Origin of the sequence: Streptomyces sp. NBC_00122 (genome assembly GCF_045160845.1) — a bacterium.
Lineage (GTDB): Bacteria > Actinomycetota > Actinomycetes > Streptomycetales > Streptomycetaceae > Streptomyces.
The window spans coordinates 1,277,617-1,290,615 of record NZ_CP108191.1; the positions used below are offsets into that span (position 1 = coordinate 1,277,617).

Genomic DNA, 12,999 nt, shown 5'->3' on the forward strand with positions numbered 1-12,999 from the left:
GGTCCGCACCTTTCTTGAGAGAGCGGGGGGCACGGGGCCCCCGTCCCAGGGTATGGGGGGGCGCCTCTGCGATGGACTTGCTGTCCGGACTTCGAGCGTATAGCACGCACATTCGATTTACGGCACTACGCCAACCGCTTCACCCGATCGTGTGGCCGCGGGCCCGCGACCACTAGGCTCGGCTTCATGACTGATCATGTGCACGACCTGCGATCTGTACGTGAAGCGACCGAACGGCTCCTGACCGCGGTCGCGAAGCTGGACAACGCCGCCCTCGCCGAGGAGTCACTGCTCCCCGGCTGGAGCCGGGGCCACATCCTGGCCCACCTCGCGCGCAACGCGGACGCCCTCGTCAACGTCTTCGAGGGGCGCCCGATGTACGAGAGCGCCGAAGCCCGCGACCAGGACATCGAGCGCGATGCGGGCCGACCCCTGGAAGAACAGCTGGCGGACCTCCGTGATTCCGGGGCCCGCTTCCTCGCCACCACGGAGCCCGACCAGGACTGGTCCCGCACCGTCGAGCTGCGCAACGGCGTCACCGATCTCGCCGCGAACGTGCCCTTCCGCCGCTGGGTCGAGGTCGAGCTGCACCACGTCGACCTGAACATCGGCTACGAGCTCTCCGATCTCCCGGACGAGTTCACCGACCGCGAGATCATCTTCCTCGCCGACCGCTGGTCGGGCCGGCCGGAGGTGCCGCCGACGGCCCTCGCCACGGGCGACGGGCGCGGCTGGCGCACCGGCTCGGCCGGGGACCCGGCCGTCACCGTGTCCGGCACCCCGGCCGGGCTGCTGGCCTGGCTGGCGGGCCGCGGCGACAAGGGCGCCTCCCTGACGACGAGCGGTGGCCCGCTCCCCGGGCTCCCCCCGCTCTAGGATCAAGACATGACGTACACCGGAGAGGTCAAGGTCGGCGGTCCGGCCGACGTGCACGAACTCGCGGACCTGATGATTTCCAAGGTCGCGCTGGGCCCGATGAACAACAACGCCTACCTGCTGCGCTGCCGGGCCACCGACGAGCAGCTGCTGATCGACGCGGCCGCGGACGCGGACACACTGCTGAGCCTGATCGGCGACGACGGCATCGCGTCGGTCGTCACCACCCACCAGCACGGAGACCACTGGGGCGCCCTCCAGGCCGTGGTCGACGCGACGGGGGCGGCCACCTACGCGGGCGCCCTCGACGCCGAGGGCATCCCGGTGGCGACCGACGTCCTGGTCGCGGACGGGGACACCGTGCGCGTCGGACGGGTGGAACTCACCGCCCGCCACCTCGTCGGTCACACCCCAGGCTCGATCGCGCTGATCTACGACGACCCGCACGGACACCCGCACGTCTTCACCGGGGACTGCCTCTTCCCCGGCGGCGTCGGCAACACGTGGGGTGACCCGAAGGCCTTCGCGACGCTGATCGACGACGTCCAGCACAAGATCTTCGAGCAGTTGCCGGACGAGGCCTGGGTGTATCCGGGGCACGGCAACGACACCACGCTCGGCGCCGAGCGTCCGCACCTCACGGAGTGGCGCGAGCGCGGCTGGTAGACCCGCAATCCGTCAACTTCGGTACGCGGTGCACTCCTTCCGGTCGATGATGGCCGAGCACACGTCCTGAGGGACGGGGAGGGGGTACTTGCTGCACCATGCAACAAGACCCCTCCCCGTCCCTCTCTCCGTCTCCCACCACACCCCCGCCACGGGCTCCGGCCCCGTCCGCGCCCGCGTCAGCGCCTGAGTCCCGGCCCGCCCCCTCGATGCTGCGCCTCGCCTCGGCCTCGCTCGCCGGGACCGCCATCGAGTTCTACGACTTCTTCGTCTACGGGACGGCCGCCGCCCTCGTCCTCGGCCCGCTCTTCTTCCCGTCCTTCTCCCCGCTCGCCGGGACCCTCGCCGCCTTCGGCACCTTCGGCGTCGGCTTCCTCGCACGCCCGCTGGGTTCGGCGGTCTTCGGCCACATCGGCGACCGCTACGGCCGGCGCCCGGTGCTCCTCGCCTCCCTGCTGCTCACGGGTCTCGCCACCGTCGCCGTCGGCTGCGTGCCGACGTACGCCTCCATCGGCATGGCCGCCCCGGTACTCCTGCTCCTGCTGCGCTTCCTGCAAGGCCTCGGGCTCGGCGGCGAATGGGGCGGAGCGGTACTGCTGACCGCCGAACACGCCCCCGAGGGGCGGCGCGGCCTGTGGGCGAGCTTCCCGCAGATCGGCCCGGCGGTGGGGTTCCTGCTGGCCAACGGCCTGATGCTGACCCTGTCCGCCGCCCTGACCGACGGGCAGTTCCGGGCCTGGGGCTGGCGGGTGCCGTTCTGGGCGGCCGGGCTGCTGGCACTGGCCGGCCTGTGGCTGCGCAGCTCCGTGGAGGAGACCCCACAGTTCCGCGCGCTCGCCGAGACCGGCCGCCGGGCCGAGGCCCCGCTGACAGAGGTCGTACGGGACCACTGGCGGCTGCTCCTGCTCACCGGCGGGGCGCTCTCGGTGGGGTACGCCGTCTTCTACGCGGTCACCACCTGGTCCCTCGCGTACGCCACCGAACACCTCGGCGTGCACCGCACGGTGATGCTCGCCTGCATCATGGCCGCGGTCGCCCTCAAGGGCCTGGCGACCCCGCTGGTGGCGCTGCTCGGCGACCGCCACGGACGGCGCCCCCTGTGCCTGATCGGCTGCGCGGCCTGCGCGCTGTGGATGTTCCCGTTCGTGGCGCTGCTGCGCACGGCGGATCCGCTGCTGATGACGGTGGGGTTCGTCGGGGCGCTGTTCGGCATGGTGACGATGTTCGCGGTCGTGGGCGCGTACCTGCCGGAGCTGTACGCGCCGCGCATCCGGTGTACGGGCGCGGCCGTCGGCTACAACCTGGGCGGCGTGCTGGGCGGGGCGCTGACCCCGATCGTGGCGACGGCGCTGGCGGACGGCAACGGTCCGCCGTGGGGGGTCGCGGTGTACCTGACCGGGGTCGCCCTCGTCTCGCTGGCCTGCTTCGCGCTGCTGCCCGAGACGAATCCGCTGGTCGTACGGGTCCGCAGGAAGGGCCCGCGGGCGGGTACGGGAACGGGGGCGGCCGAAGCGGCCGCCCCCGTGTAGACCCGCGGGCCCGCTTACGCGTCGATGCTCTCCGGGCGGGCGGCGGCCTCGGCCGCCGCCCGCTTCTTCGAGGCCATCAGGCTGGTGATCGTGGTGATGACCAGGACACCGCAGATGACGCCCAGGGAGACCGGGATCGAGATCACCGGGACGTGCACCCCGTTCTCGTGCAGCGCGTGCAGCACCAGCTTGACGCCGATGAAGCCCAGGATGACCGACAGGCCGTAGCTGAGGTGGACCAGCTTCTTGAGCAGGCCGCCGATGAGGAAGTACAGCTGGCGCAGACCCATCAGGGCGAAGGCGTTGGCGGTGAAGACGATGTACGGGTCCTGGGTGAGGCCGAAGATCGCGGGGATCGAGTCCAGCGCGAAGAGCACGTCGGTGGTGCCGATGGCGAGCATGACGACCATCAGCGGGGTCAGGACGCGCTTGCCGTTGCTCTGGATGAAGAGCTTGGTGCCGTGGTACCTGTCGGCGACGCCGAACTTCTTCTCGACGGACTTGAGGAGACGGTTCTCCTCGAACTCGTCCTCCTCCTCGTCCTTGCGTGCCTCCTGGATCAGCTTCCACGCGGTGTAGATCAGGAACGCGCCGAAGATGTAGAAGACCCAGGCGAAGCTGGCGATGATCGCCGCGCCGGCCGCGATGAAGACCGCGCGCAGGACCAGGGCGATCAGCACGCCCACGAGCAGTACGCGCTGCTGGAGGTGGGAGGGCACCGCGAACTTCGCCATGATCAGGACGAAGACGAAGAGGTTGTCCACGCTCAGGGACTTCTCGGTGATGAAGCCCGCGAAGAACTCCTGGGAGGCCTGGCCGTTCCCGAAGAACCACAGACCGAGGCCGAACAGCCCGGCGAGGACGATCCAGACGACCGTCCAGGTGCCCGCTTCCTTGATCGATACGTCGTGCGGTTTGCGGCCGATGAAGAAATCGGCGCCGATGAGGAGGGACAGACCAAGGATGGTCAGCGCCCACAGGGTCCAGGAAACTTCCACGGTAAACACGCCTCCGGCGGATGGCTCAGCACTTCGTCAGCGTCATCGCTGCCGGAGGTCTCTTCCACCCGGACGGCCTGGAGGCCGTGGGCCGGCGCCCCGGGACCGGCCGCGCTCATGAAAACCGCAGTGGTCCGTATTGACGGGTACGCCGTAGCAGGAAAGCAGGAATACTCCCCTCCGCGCTCACCAGGGTACCCGCCGGAGACGGTTTAGGTAAAGAGAATCCCAAGGACTGGTCAGTGGCAGGTCATCGACCTGCCGCCGACCGTCACCGGCGGGTGCGCCGGCGGGCCTCCGCGATCCGGTCCAGTGCCTGTTCGAGGACCCGGCTGCCCTGCGGGGGCAGGTCCGGCTCGAAGGTCCAGGCGTGGTGGACCCAGGGGTCGGCGAGGTGGTTGTCCGGCACCGGCGACAGCCGCATGAGCGAGCGCCACAGCGGGTCCAGCAGCGGCCCGTAGGCCGAGGCCTCGTCACGGTCCGCGACCATCAGCAGGTGCACACCGACGGCCGGACCCTCGTCGGCGAGGTAGCGCAGCTGGGTGACCGCCCGGTCGTCGAAGCCGTGCGGGAAGTCGTGCACGAGGAGCAGCTGGTCGGCCGTGTCCACGTCCGGCGGCAGGTCCTCGGGGGCTCCGGCCCGCACCGCCATCTGTACGAGGTCCACCCGCCGGGTCAGCCGCGCCAGGGTCTCGGTGACCCCGGCGGCCCCGGCGGCGGGCGGGGCGGCCAGCACCCCGGCCCGGACCAGCGGCGCCAGCGAGGCGGCTCCGGCCCCGGCCGCGTCGATGACGTGGACGGCGAACCGGTCGCCGGGGTGGACCGCGAGCAGCCGCGCCGCGTGCGCGACGGCCATGTCCATGGCGGCCCGGCGCAGCCGGTCGGTGTCCATGGCCATCGCGGACTCGGAGCCGGTGCGGCCGTTGTCGATCCAGATGCCGCGCTCCAGCGGGAGCCTCATCAGCATCGGGATGCGCAGATCGGGCCGCTCGGGCAGGTGCAGGTCGCCCAGGCGCAGGGCCAGCGGGCTCTCCTCGGGCAGCCCGTTCGACCGGCTGTCGTGCCAGACGGGGTTGTCCCAGCGGGCGTACGCGGCCGGCAGCGCGGGCTCGACGACCTCCGACTCGGCGATCAGCTGGGCGAGGTCCCGGTCGAGGACGGCCTGGGCCTGGGCGACGAGCTCCTCGCGGCGCGCCCGGGCGGTGTCGCGGGCGGCGTTCCCGGAGCCTCCGAGGCGGTGGCGCGGGTCTGACAGGGCCTCGTCGAGCTCGCGGTCCATGCGGGAATCGGCGAAGTCGACGGCGCTGCGGTACGCGGCGACCGTGCGGGACAGGTCCTCGAACATGCCCCACACCTGGTTGTAGAGCCGCTCCTCCATGGACCAGCCGCTGGCGTCCCCGGCGACGGGCTGCGGGAACTGCCCGGGCTCCGTCGGCGGGGCGGCCTGCGGCGCGGGCTCGGGCGGCTCGGTGCTGGCGCGGCGGCGCCGCGGGTGGGCGTAGCTGATGGTGGGCGGGGAGTCCGCGGTGTCGCCGCCCGGGGCGGGGTGCGGCGCGGGGCCGGGCGTACCGGCGTAGGGAACCCCGGAGACGGGGACCGGGCCTTGGGGCTCGGGAGTGGGCGCAGGGGCCTGGGCGGCAGCCCCGGCCGCTGTCCGCGGGGCGCGCAGATCACCGGCCAGGCTCGTCCGGTTGGAGAGCGTGCCGCCCGCCTGCCCGGTCCCCGCGGCCGTCGCCAGTGCGGCGGCGGCGAGCGCGGTGGCCTCCGGTGCGGCCAGTCCGCCGTCGGCCAGCAGGGCGTCGAGGCCGTCGGCGTATCCCTGGCCCACGGCCCGGACCTTCCAGGCGCCCTGGCGGCGGTACAGCTCCAGGGCCACGACGGCCGTCTCCGCATCCAGCCCGGTCAGGGTGTATCCGGCGAGCTCGGCGCCCTCCGGGTCGGCCACGGCCACGTAGGAGGACGGGACCGCGCCGAAGCGCACCGGGCCGCCGGGCGGCAGGACGAGCAGTACGCCGACCCGGTGGACCTGCGGGGCGACCGCGTCGAGGTCGACGGCGAAGGTGTGCCGCTCGGCGAGCTCCCCCGGCGCGCGGACCCCCGGGAGGGTCCGGGCGCCCGGGTGTGCCAGTGCCCCGGGGCCTTCGAGCCTGCCCTGTTCGTCGGAGAGCGAGGCCAGGGCGAGCACGGGTGTGCCCGCCGAGACCCTGATCTCCACCCGGCTGTGGGACACGGGGTGGTTCTGCCCCCGGACCAGTTCGGCCGTCATCGTGCAGCCCTCCCCCGTGCCTTCTTCTCTTGTTGCGTCTGTTGCGTCGGTTGCGTCTTACAGGTGCGGCAGGATCGCCGGCATCAGGTCCTGGAACGTACGGCCGTTGGCCGGGTTGCCGAGAGCCGTCATCTGCCAGCCGGCGCCCGAACGCGACACCTTCGCCATGATCTGCGCCGTGTACTGGCCGCCGCCGTCGAGGGTGTAGCGGGCCAGTTCCTGGCCGTTGGTCTCGTCGACGATGCGGCAGAACGCGTTCTGCACTTCCTGGAACGTCTGGCCGGTGAACGAGTTCACCGTGAAGACGATCTGGTCGATGTGCACCGGCACGCGCTGGAGGTCGACGAGGATCGCCTCGTCGTCCCCGCCCTGGCCGACACCGCCGACGAGGTTGTCACCGGTGTGCCGTACCGAGCCGTCGTCGCTCTGCAGGTGCCGGAAGAAGACGACGTCCACCGGCTGCTTGTCGGCGAAGAGTACCGCCGACGCGTCCAGGTCGATCTCCTGGGTCCGCGACCCGAACAGCCCGCGGCGCTTGGCCGCCTGCCAGCCGAGGCCCATCCGGACCGCGGTCAGCGTGCCCCCGTCCGACTTCTGCAGACTGATGGCCTGACCCTTGGTCATGTTGACCGTCACGCGCTGTCCCCTCTCCATGGCCCGCCCCGACAACGGGGGCGCAGCGTGTACCTGCGGCTGTGACCCAACCCTACTGACAGGCCCCGGGTCAGGCGAGGCCCGCTTCCTTCATCTGTCGCAGCTCCTTCTTCAGCTCGCCGACCTCGTCCCGGATCCGGGCCGCGACCTCGAACTGCAACTCCGCGGCCGCCCCGCGCATCCGCTCGGTCATCTGCTCGATGAGCGAGGCCAGTTCGGCGGCGGGCCGGTCGGTGAGCACCTCGCCCTTGGCCGCGCCCTTCGCGCCCTTGCCGCCCGCCTTGCCCTTGGTCTGGGCCGCCTTGCCGCCGAGCGCCGGCACCGGAGCCTTGGCCCCCTTGCCGTCGGCCGCCTGTCGGTACCCGGTGCCGAGGAGCTGCTCGGTGTCCAGTTCCTCGCGGGCGATGGTGGCGACGATGTCGTTGATCTTCTTGCGCAGCGGCTGCGGGTCGATCCCGTTGGCCGTGTTGTAGGCGACCTGCTTCTCCCGGCGGCGGTTGGTCTCGTCGATCGCCTGCGCCATCGCCGGGGTGATGCTGTCCGCGTACATGTGGACCTGGCCCGACACGTTGCGCGCGGCGCGGCCGATGGTCTGGATCAGGGAGGTACCCGAGCGCAGGAAGCCCTGCTTGTCGGCATCGAGGATCGCCACCAGCGAGACCTCGGGCAGGTCGAGGCCCTCGCGCAGCAGGTTGATGCCGACCAGGACGTCGAACTCGCCGGACCGGAGCTCGCGCAGCAGCTCGATGCGGCGCAGCGTGTCCACGTCGCTGTGCAGGTAGCGGACCTGGATGCCGAGCTCCAGGAAGTAGTCCGTGAGGTCCTCGGCCATCTTCTTGGTGAGGGTGGTGACCAGGACCCGCTCGTCCTTCTCCACCCGCTCGCGGATCTCGTGCACCAGGTCGTCGATCTGGCCCTCGGTCGGCTTGACCACGACCTCGGGGTCGATGAGGCCGGTGGGGCGGATGATCTGCTCGACGAAGCCGTCGCCGCGCGAGAGCTCGTACTTGCCGGGGGTCGCCGACAGGTAGACGGTCTGCCCGATGCGCTCCTGGAACTCCTCCCACTTCAGCGGCCGGTTGTCGAGCGCGGACGGCAGCCGGAATCCGTGGTCGACCAGGGTCCGCTTGCGCGAGGCGTCGCCCTCGTACATGGCGCCGATCTGCGGCACGGTGACGTGCGACTCGTCGATGACGAGGAGGAAGTCCTCCGGGAAGTAGTCGATGAGGGTGTTGGGCGCGGAGCCCGGCTCGCGGTCGTCCATGTGCAGCGAGTAGTTCTCGATGCCGGAGCAGGACCCGATCTGCCGCATCATCTCCAGGTCGTACGTGGTGCGCATGCGCAGCCGCTGGGCCTCCAGCATCTTGCCCTGCTTCTCCAGCTCGGCGAGGCGCTGGGCCAGTTCGGCCTCGATGCCGCGGACCGCCTTCTCCATGCGCTCGGGGCCGGCGACGTAGTGGCTGGCGGGGAACACGTACAGCTCGCGGTCCTCGCTGATGACCTCGCCGGTCAGCGGGTGCAGGGTGGACAGGGCCTCGATCTCGTCGCCGAACATCTCGATGCGGACGGCCAGTTCCTCGTAGACCGGGAAGATCTCGATGGTGTCGCCGCGCACCCGGAAGGTGCCGCGGGTGAACGCCACGTCGTTGCGGGTGTACTGGATGTCGACGAAGCGGCGCAGGAGCTGGTCCCGGTCGATCTCCTCGCCCACCTTGAGGGAGACCATCCGGTCGACGTACTCCTGCGGGGTGCCGAGGCCGTAGATGCAGGACACGGAGGCGACGACGATGACGTCGCGCCGGGTCAGGAGCGAGTTGGTGGCGGAGTGGCGCAGCCGCTCCACCTCCTCGTTGATCGAGGAGTCCTTCTCGATGTAGGTGTCCGACTGCGGAACGTAGGCCTCGGGCTGGTAGTAGTCGTAGTACGAGACGAAGTACTCGACGGCGTTGTTCGGCAGGAGCTCCCGGAACTCGTTCGCCAGCTGGGCGGCGAGGGTCTTGTTCGGCGCCATCACCAGGGTGGGGCGCTGGAGCTTCTCGATCATCCACGCGGTGGTCGCCGACTTGCCTGTGCCGGTCGCGCCCAGCAGGACGACATCCTTCTCACCTGCACGGATGCGCTTCTCCAGCTCGGCGATGGCCGTCGGCTGGTCGCCGCTGGGCTTGTAGGGGCTGACGACCTCGAAAGGCGCCACCGTGCGTTCGATCTTCGATACGGGCCGCATGACTCAACCGTACGACCCCCCACTGACACTCAGGTGACGCGCGGGCGGATCCGCTCGGGTCCGGGCCGGTCCGCGCGCGCCCGCGGGGCGCTCGTACACGGCTGCCCGGCCGGACCCGCCTCACACGTTCTGGTCCGTTTGTCGTAGTTCGGTGGCGGCCCCGTGATCTTCAACCCCATGATCGCGGTGAAGGCCCCGCTGTGAAGTGCATCGCCACAAAGTCTGCCGCTCCGCACCCGTCTGACGCAGGAACAGGGCTCCCGACCAGAGGAGAACGCACATGTACGTCCGACCCGCCGCCGCGGCCGCCGCCGCATTCCTGGGCTTCACCCTCACCCTGCTGGGCGGGACGGCGTCGTACGCCGCCACCGGCCCCGACTCCCCCACGACCGCCCGGGCGGCGCTGGGAGGACCCGTCGTGTACGCCCACCGGGGGGCCTCGGCGTACGCCCCGGAGAACACCCTCGACTCGATCGACCTGGCGATGCGGCTGGGCTTCGAATGGGTCGAGAACGACGTGCAGCGCACCCGGGACGGCGAGCTGGTGGTCATCCACGACGACACCCTGGCCCGGACCACCGACGTCGAGCAGGTGTTCCCCGGCCGCCAGCCGTGGCGGGTCAAGGACTTCACGGCCGCGGAGATCGCCCGGCTGGACGCGGGCAGCTGGTTCGGGGAGGAGTACTGGGGCGCCCGGGTGCCGACCCTGCGCGAGTACCTCGACCGGGTATCGCGCAACCAGCAGCGGCTGCTGCTGGAGATCAAGAAGCCGGAGCTCTACCCCGGGATCGAGGAGCAGACCCTGAAGGTACTGGACGAGGCCGGCTGGCTCGACCGGCGCCACGTGACGCAGCGCCTGGTGGTGCAGAGCTTCAGCGCGGACAGCGTCCGCATCGTGCACGGCCTGCGCCCGGACCTCGTGACGGCCTTCCTGGGCACCCCGGCGGTGGCGGACCTGCCGCGGTACGCCCAGTTCACCGACCGGATCAACCCGTGGCACACCACGATCTCGGCCGACTGGGTCTCGGCGGTGCACGGCCTGCTGGGAGCCCACGGCAAGGCCATGGAGGTGGACACCTGGATCGTGGACGACGCCGCGACCGCCCGGAAGGTCCAGGCGATGGGCGTGGACGGGATCATCACCAACGCCCCGGATGTCGTCCAGGAGGCGGTGGGCGGCTACTGAGCCGGGCCCGCACGGGCGGTGCCGCGAGCGTCGCCGGCGCCGTCGGTGCTGTCGGCGCTGTCGGCGCTGTCGGCGCTGTCGGCGCTGTCGGCGCTGTCGGCGCTGTCGGCGCTGTCGGCGCTGTCGGCGGGGCGCCGTACCGTGGACGCGTGGACAGCACCGAGCGGCCCCGCGGGCCGCGCCTCGAATGGACCGTCGTCGCCAGCGACATCGGACCTCTGCTCCTGGCCGCGACACCTGAGGGTCTGGTCCGGGTCGAGTTCCATGCCGGGCCGGACCGGGTCGACGCCATGATCGGTTCGCTCGTCTCCCGGCTCGGCGCCGACGCCTGGCGGCCCGCACCGGGCGAGGAGGTGCTGCTGGCCGAGCCCGTGCGCCAGCTCGCCGCGTACTTCTCCGGTTCGCTGCGTCGCTTCGAGCTGCCGCTGGACTGGCGCCTCAGCTCCGGCTTCAACCGGCAGGTGCTCCAGGAGCTGGACCGTTCCGTGCCGTACGGAGCGGTCGTCGGCTACGGGGAACTGGCCGCCCGCGTCGGCCAGCCCGGCGCCGCGCAGGCCGTGGGCAACGCCATGGGTTCGAACCCGCTGCCGCTGGTCGTGGCCTGCCACCGGGTCGTGGAGAACGACGGGGGCATCGGGGGCTTCGGCGGCGGGGTCGAGACGAAGCGGCAGCTGCTCGCGCTGGAGGGCGTGCTCCCGCAGCCGCTGTTCTGAGCGTCAGCGCCGCGCCGGTATCCGTACTCCGGACCCCGGATACCCGGTTCCGCCGCGCGGTAAGGGGTGTCACACTTCCGCGGTGACTACTCCTGCCGCCGCACCCGGTCCCACCGCGTCCGCCCGCGCCCCGCACCCGTCCTCGCGAAGGGGGTGGACGGCGTGACCGCCTCGCCCGGCACGGACCGGCCCACAGTCGCGGCCACCGGCCCGGAGCTGGCCCGGCTGCAGCGCCGTACCACCGGCGTGCTCATCGCGAGCCAGGCTCTCGGCGGGCTCGGCGTGCCCATCAGCATCGCCCTGGCCCCCGTACTCGCGACCGAGGTCAGCGGCACCGAGGCCCTGTCCGGCCTCGCCTCCACCGCCGCGGTGATCGGTACGGCCCTGGTCTCCCTGCCGCTCGCCGCCCTGATGACCGCCCGCGGCCGCCGCCCGGGGCTCGTCCTCGCGTACGCGATCGGCGCGACCGGCGCCCTGCTCGTCGTCCTCGCCGCCACCGTCAAGAGCTTCCCGCTGCTGATGCTCGGCATGGCCGCCTTCGGCGCCGCCTCCTCCGCCAACCTGCAGGCCCGGTTCGCCGCCGCCGACCTGGCCGCCCCGGACCGCCGGGCCCGGGCGATCTCCGTCGTCGTGTGGGCGTCCACCATCGGCGCGGTGCTCGGCCCCAACCTGTCCGCCCCGGCCAGCCGCAGCTTCGCCGGGACCTCCATACCCGAGACGGCCGGCCCCTTCGTGTGGGCCGCCGCCGTCTTCCTGCTCACCGGCACGCTGATCGGCGTACTCCTGCGCCCGGACCCGCTGCTGACCGCCCGTGCGCTGGCCACGGCCGGGGAGCAGACCCGCGAGGGCCGCTCCCTGCGGGCCGGGATCGCCGCCGTCAAGGCCTCCCCGCGGGCCCGGCTCGCCCTCGTCACCGTCGCCGTGTCACACACCACCATGGTCTCGATCATGGTGATGACCCCGATGGACCTGGGCCACCACGGCGCCGGGCTGGAGCTCATCGGCCTGGTGATCAGCGGTCACATCGCGGGCATGTTCGCCTTCTCCCCCGTGATGGGGTGGCTCGCGGACCGGATCGGCCGGCTGTCCGTGATCGGCCTGGCGGCCGGGCTGCTCTCGGTCGCCGCCCTGCTCGCCGGCACGGCCGGGCCGCACCACGGCCAGACCGCGGCCGGCCTGTTCCTGCTCGGCCTCGGCTGGTCCGCCGGGATGGTGTCCGGCTCGGCGCTGCTGACGGACTCGGTGCCGCAGCCCGCGCGGGCCGCCGTACAGGGCCTGAGCGACCTGACGATGAACACGGCCGCGGGCGTCGGCGGCGCCGCCGCCGGCCTGGTCATGTCCCAGGCGAGCTACGGCTGGCTGAACGCCATCGGAGCCTGCCTGCTGCTGCCGATGGCGGCGCTCGCGCTGTTCACCGCGCGCCGCCACCCCGCTTCCGCGAAGGGCGTCAGCAGCTGATGTGGTAGGCCTTGCGGAGCGTCTCGTGCACGGTCCAGGTGGTCTTGTCGCCCTCCCGGAGCACGCAGGCGGAGCCGGGGCCCACCTCCAGGGTCTCTCCACCCTCGACCTCGATGGTGGCGCGGCCGCTGACCACGACGAACAGCTCGTCGGCCTCGGTGTCGGTGACCACGCCGGGGGTGATCTGCCAGATCCCGCGCAGCTGCCTGCCGTCCGGCGACTCCCAGAGCACCTTGCCCGTCACGACGGGCTCGCCGGAGACGATCTGCCCGGAGTCGAGGTCTTCGGCCTCCAGTTCGACGTCCGGTACGGAGACGGCGAAGGAGGCGGGGGCTGCGGAGGGTGCGGAGTGATCGCTGGTGCTCATGGCGCGCCAGCCTAATCCGGCCCGGCCGCGCGGCGCGGCGGCCAGAGCGTCCAGGAACCGCC

11 protein-coding genes are annotated in these 12,999 nt (G+C 71.9%); 6 read left to right on the forward strand and 5 right to left on the reverse strand.

Going from position 1 to position 12,999, the window contains the following annotated elements:
- Nucleotides 1–186: 186 nt before the first annotated feature.
- The 3 genes from OG737_RS06060 to OG737_RS06070 all read left to right on the forward strand — a co-directional run bounded on the left by OG737_RS06060 (nucleotide 187) and on the right by OG737_RS06070 (nucleotide 3,071).
- Nucleotides 187–876, forward strand: a complete 690-nt coding sequence (locus OG737_RS06060; RefSeq protein WP_328925095.1) for a maleylpyruvate isomerase family mycothiol-dependent enzyme — start codon at nucleotides 187–189, stop codon at nucleotides 874–876.
- Between the two features lie 9 nt (nucleotides 877–885).
- The gene (locus OG737_RS06065; protein ID WP_405921260.1) at nucleotides 886–1,542 is read left to right on the forward strand and encodes an MBL fold metallo-hydrolase; all 657 of its coding nucleotides are present in this window, start codon (nucleotides 886–888) and stop codon (nucleotides 1,540–1,542) included.
- Between the two features lie 209 nt (nucleotides 1,543–1,751).
- Entirely contained in the window at nucleotides 1,752–3,071 is a 1,320-nt protein-coding gene (locus tag OG737_RS06070) for an MFS transporter (protein WP_328925097.1), read from the forward strand.
- 14 nt (nucleotides 3,072–3,085) lie between these two features.
- Here the strand turns inward: OG737_RS06070 and OG737_RS06075 are convergent, their stop codons facing one another.
- The 4 genes from OG737_RS06075 to uvrB all read right to left on the reverse strand — a co-directional run bounded on the left by OG737_RS06075 (nucleotide 3,086) and on the right by uvrB (nucleotide 9,213).
- The gene (locus OG737_RS06075) at nucleotides 3,086–4,069 is read right to left on the reverse strand and encodes a TerC/Alx family metal homeostasis membrane protein (RefSeq protein ID WP_328925098.1); all 984 of its coding nucleotides are present in this window, start codon (nucleotides 4,067–4,069) and stop codon (nucleotides 3,086–3,088) included.
- A 271-nt stretch (nucleotides 4,070–4,340) separates the two neighbouring features.
- Entirely contained in the window at nucleotides 4,341–6,335 is a 1,995-nt protein-coding gene (locus tag OG737_RS06080; protein WP_328925099.1) for a TerD family protein, read from the reverse strand.
- Between the two features lie 57 nt (nucleotides 6,336–6,392).
- Complete coding sequence (locus tag OG737_RS06085; RefSeq protein WP_328925100.1) at nucleotides 6,393–6,971, reverse strand: TerD family protein; 579 nt, start codon at nucleotides 6,969–6,971, stop codon at nucleotides 6,393–6,395.
- Nucleotides 6,972–7,059: 88 nt separating this feature from the next.
- A complete protein-coding gene (gene uvrB, locus OG737_RS06090) occupies nucleotides 7,060–9,213 on the reverse strand; it encodes an excinuclease ABC subunit UvrB (protein WP_328925101.1) in 2,154 nt (717 codons plus the stop codon).
- Between the two features lie 280 nt (nucleotides 9,214–9,493).
- Between uvrB and OG737_RS06095 the strand changes: the two genes are divergently transcribed.
- The 3 genes from OG737_RS06095 (at nucleotide 9,494) to OG737_RS06105 (ending at nucleotide 12,570) form a co-directional block, all read left to right on the forward strand.
- Nucleotides 9,494–10,399, forward strand: a complete 906-nt coding sequence (locus tag OG737_RS06095) for a glycerophosphodiester phosphodiesterase family protein (RefSeq protein WP_328925102.1) — start codon at nucleotides 9,494–9,496, stop codon at nucleotides 10,397–10,399.
- Between the two features lie 149 nt (nucleotides 10,400–10,548).
- The gene (locus OG737_RS06100; RefSeq protein ID WP_328925103.1) at nucleotides 10,549–11,112 is read left to right on the forward strand and encodes a methylated-DNA--[protein]-cysteine S-methyltransferase; all 564 of its coding nucleotides are present in this window, start codon (nucleotides 10,549–10,551) and stop codon (nucleotides 11,110–11,112) included.
- Between the two features lie 162 nt (nucleotides 11,113–11,274).
- On the forward strand, nucleotides 11,275–12,570 hold the full coding sequence (locus tag OG737_RS06105; protein WP_328925104.1) for an MFS transporter: 1,296 nt from the start codon (nucleotides 11,275–11,277) through the stop codon (nucleotides 12,568–12,570).
- Here the strand turns inward: OG737_RS06105 and OG737_RS06110 are convergent.
- On the reverse strand, nucleotides 12,560–12,937 hold the full coding sequence (locus tag OG737_RS06110; protein ID WP_328925105.1) for a cupin domain-containing protein: 378 nt from the start codon (nucleotides 12,935–12,937) through the stop codon (nucleotides 12,560–12,562). The two genes, OG737_RS06105 and OG737_RS06110, sit on opposite strands and share 11 nt — an antisense overlap.
- Nucleotides 12,938–12,999: the final 62 nt, after the last annotated feature.

Bases quoted from the DNA above. Each gene is read 5' to 3' on its own strand.
- OG737_RS06060 (WP_328925095.1), top strand. From the start codon at position 187: ATGACTGATCATGTGCACGACCTGCGATCTGTACGTGAAGCGACCGAA.
- OG737_RS06065 (WP_405921260.1), top strand. From the start codon at position 886: ATGACGTACACCGGAGAGGTCAAGGTCGGCGGTCCGGCCGACGTGCAC.
- OG737_RS06070 (WP_328925097.1), top strand. From the start codon at position 1,752: ATGCTGCGCCTCGCCTCGGCCTCGCTCGCCGGGACCGCCATCGAGTTC.
- OG737_RS06080 (WP_328925099.1), bottom strand. From the start codon at position 6,335: ATGACGGCCGAACTGGTCCGGGGGCAGAACCACCCCGTGTCCCACAGC.
- uvrB (WP_328925101.1), bottom strand. From the start codon at position 9,213: ATGCGGCCCGTATCGAAGATCGAACGCACGGTGGCGCCTTTCGAGGTC.
- OG737_RS06095 (WP_328925102.1), top strand. From the start codon at position 9,494: ATGTACGTCCGACCCGCCGCCGCGGCCGCCGCCGCATTCCTGGGCTTC.
- OG737_RS06110 (WP_328925105.1), bottom strand. From the start codon at position 12,937: ATGAGCACCAGCGATCACTCCGCACCCTCCGCAGCCCCCGCCTCCTTC.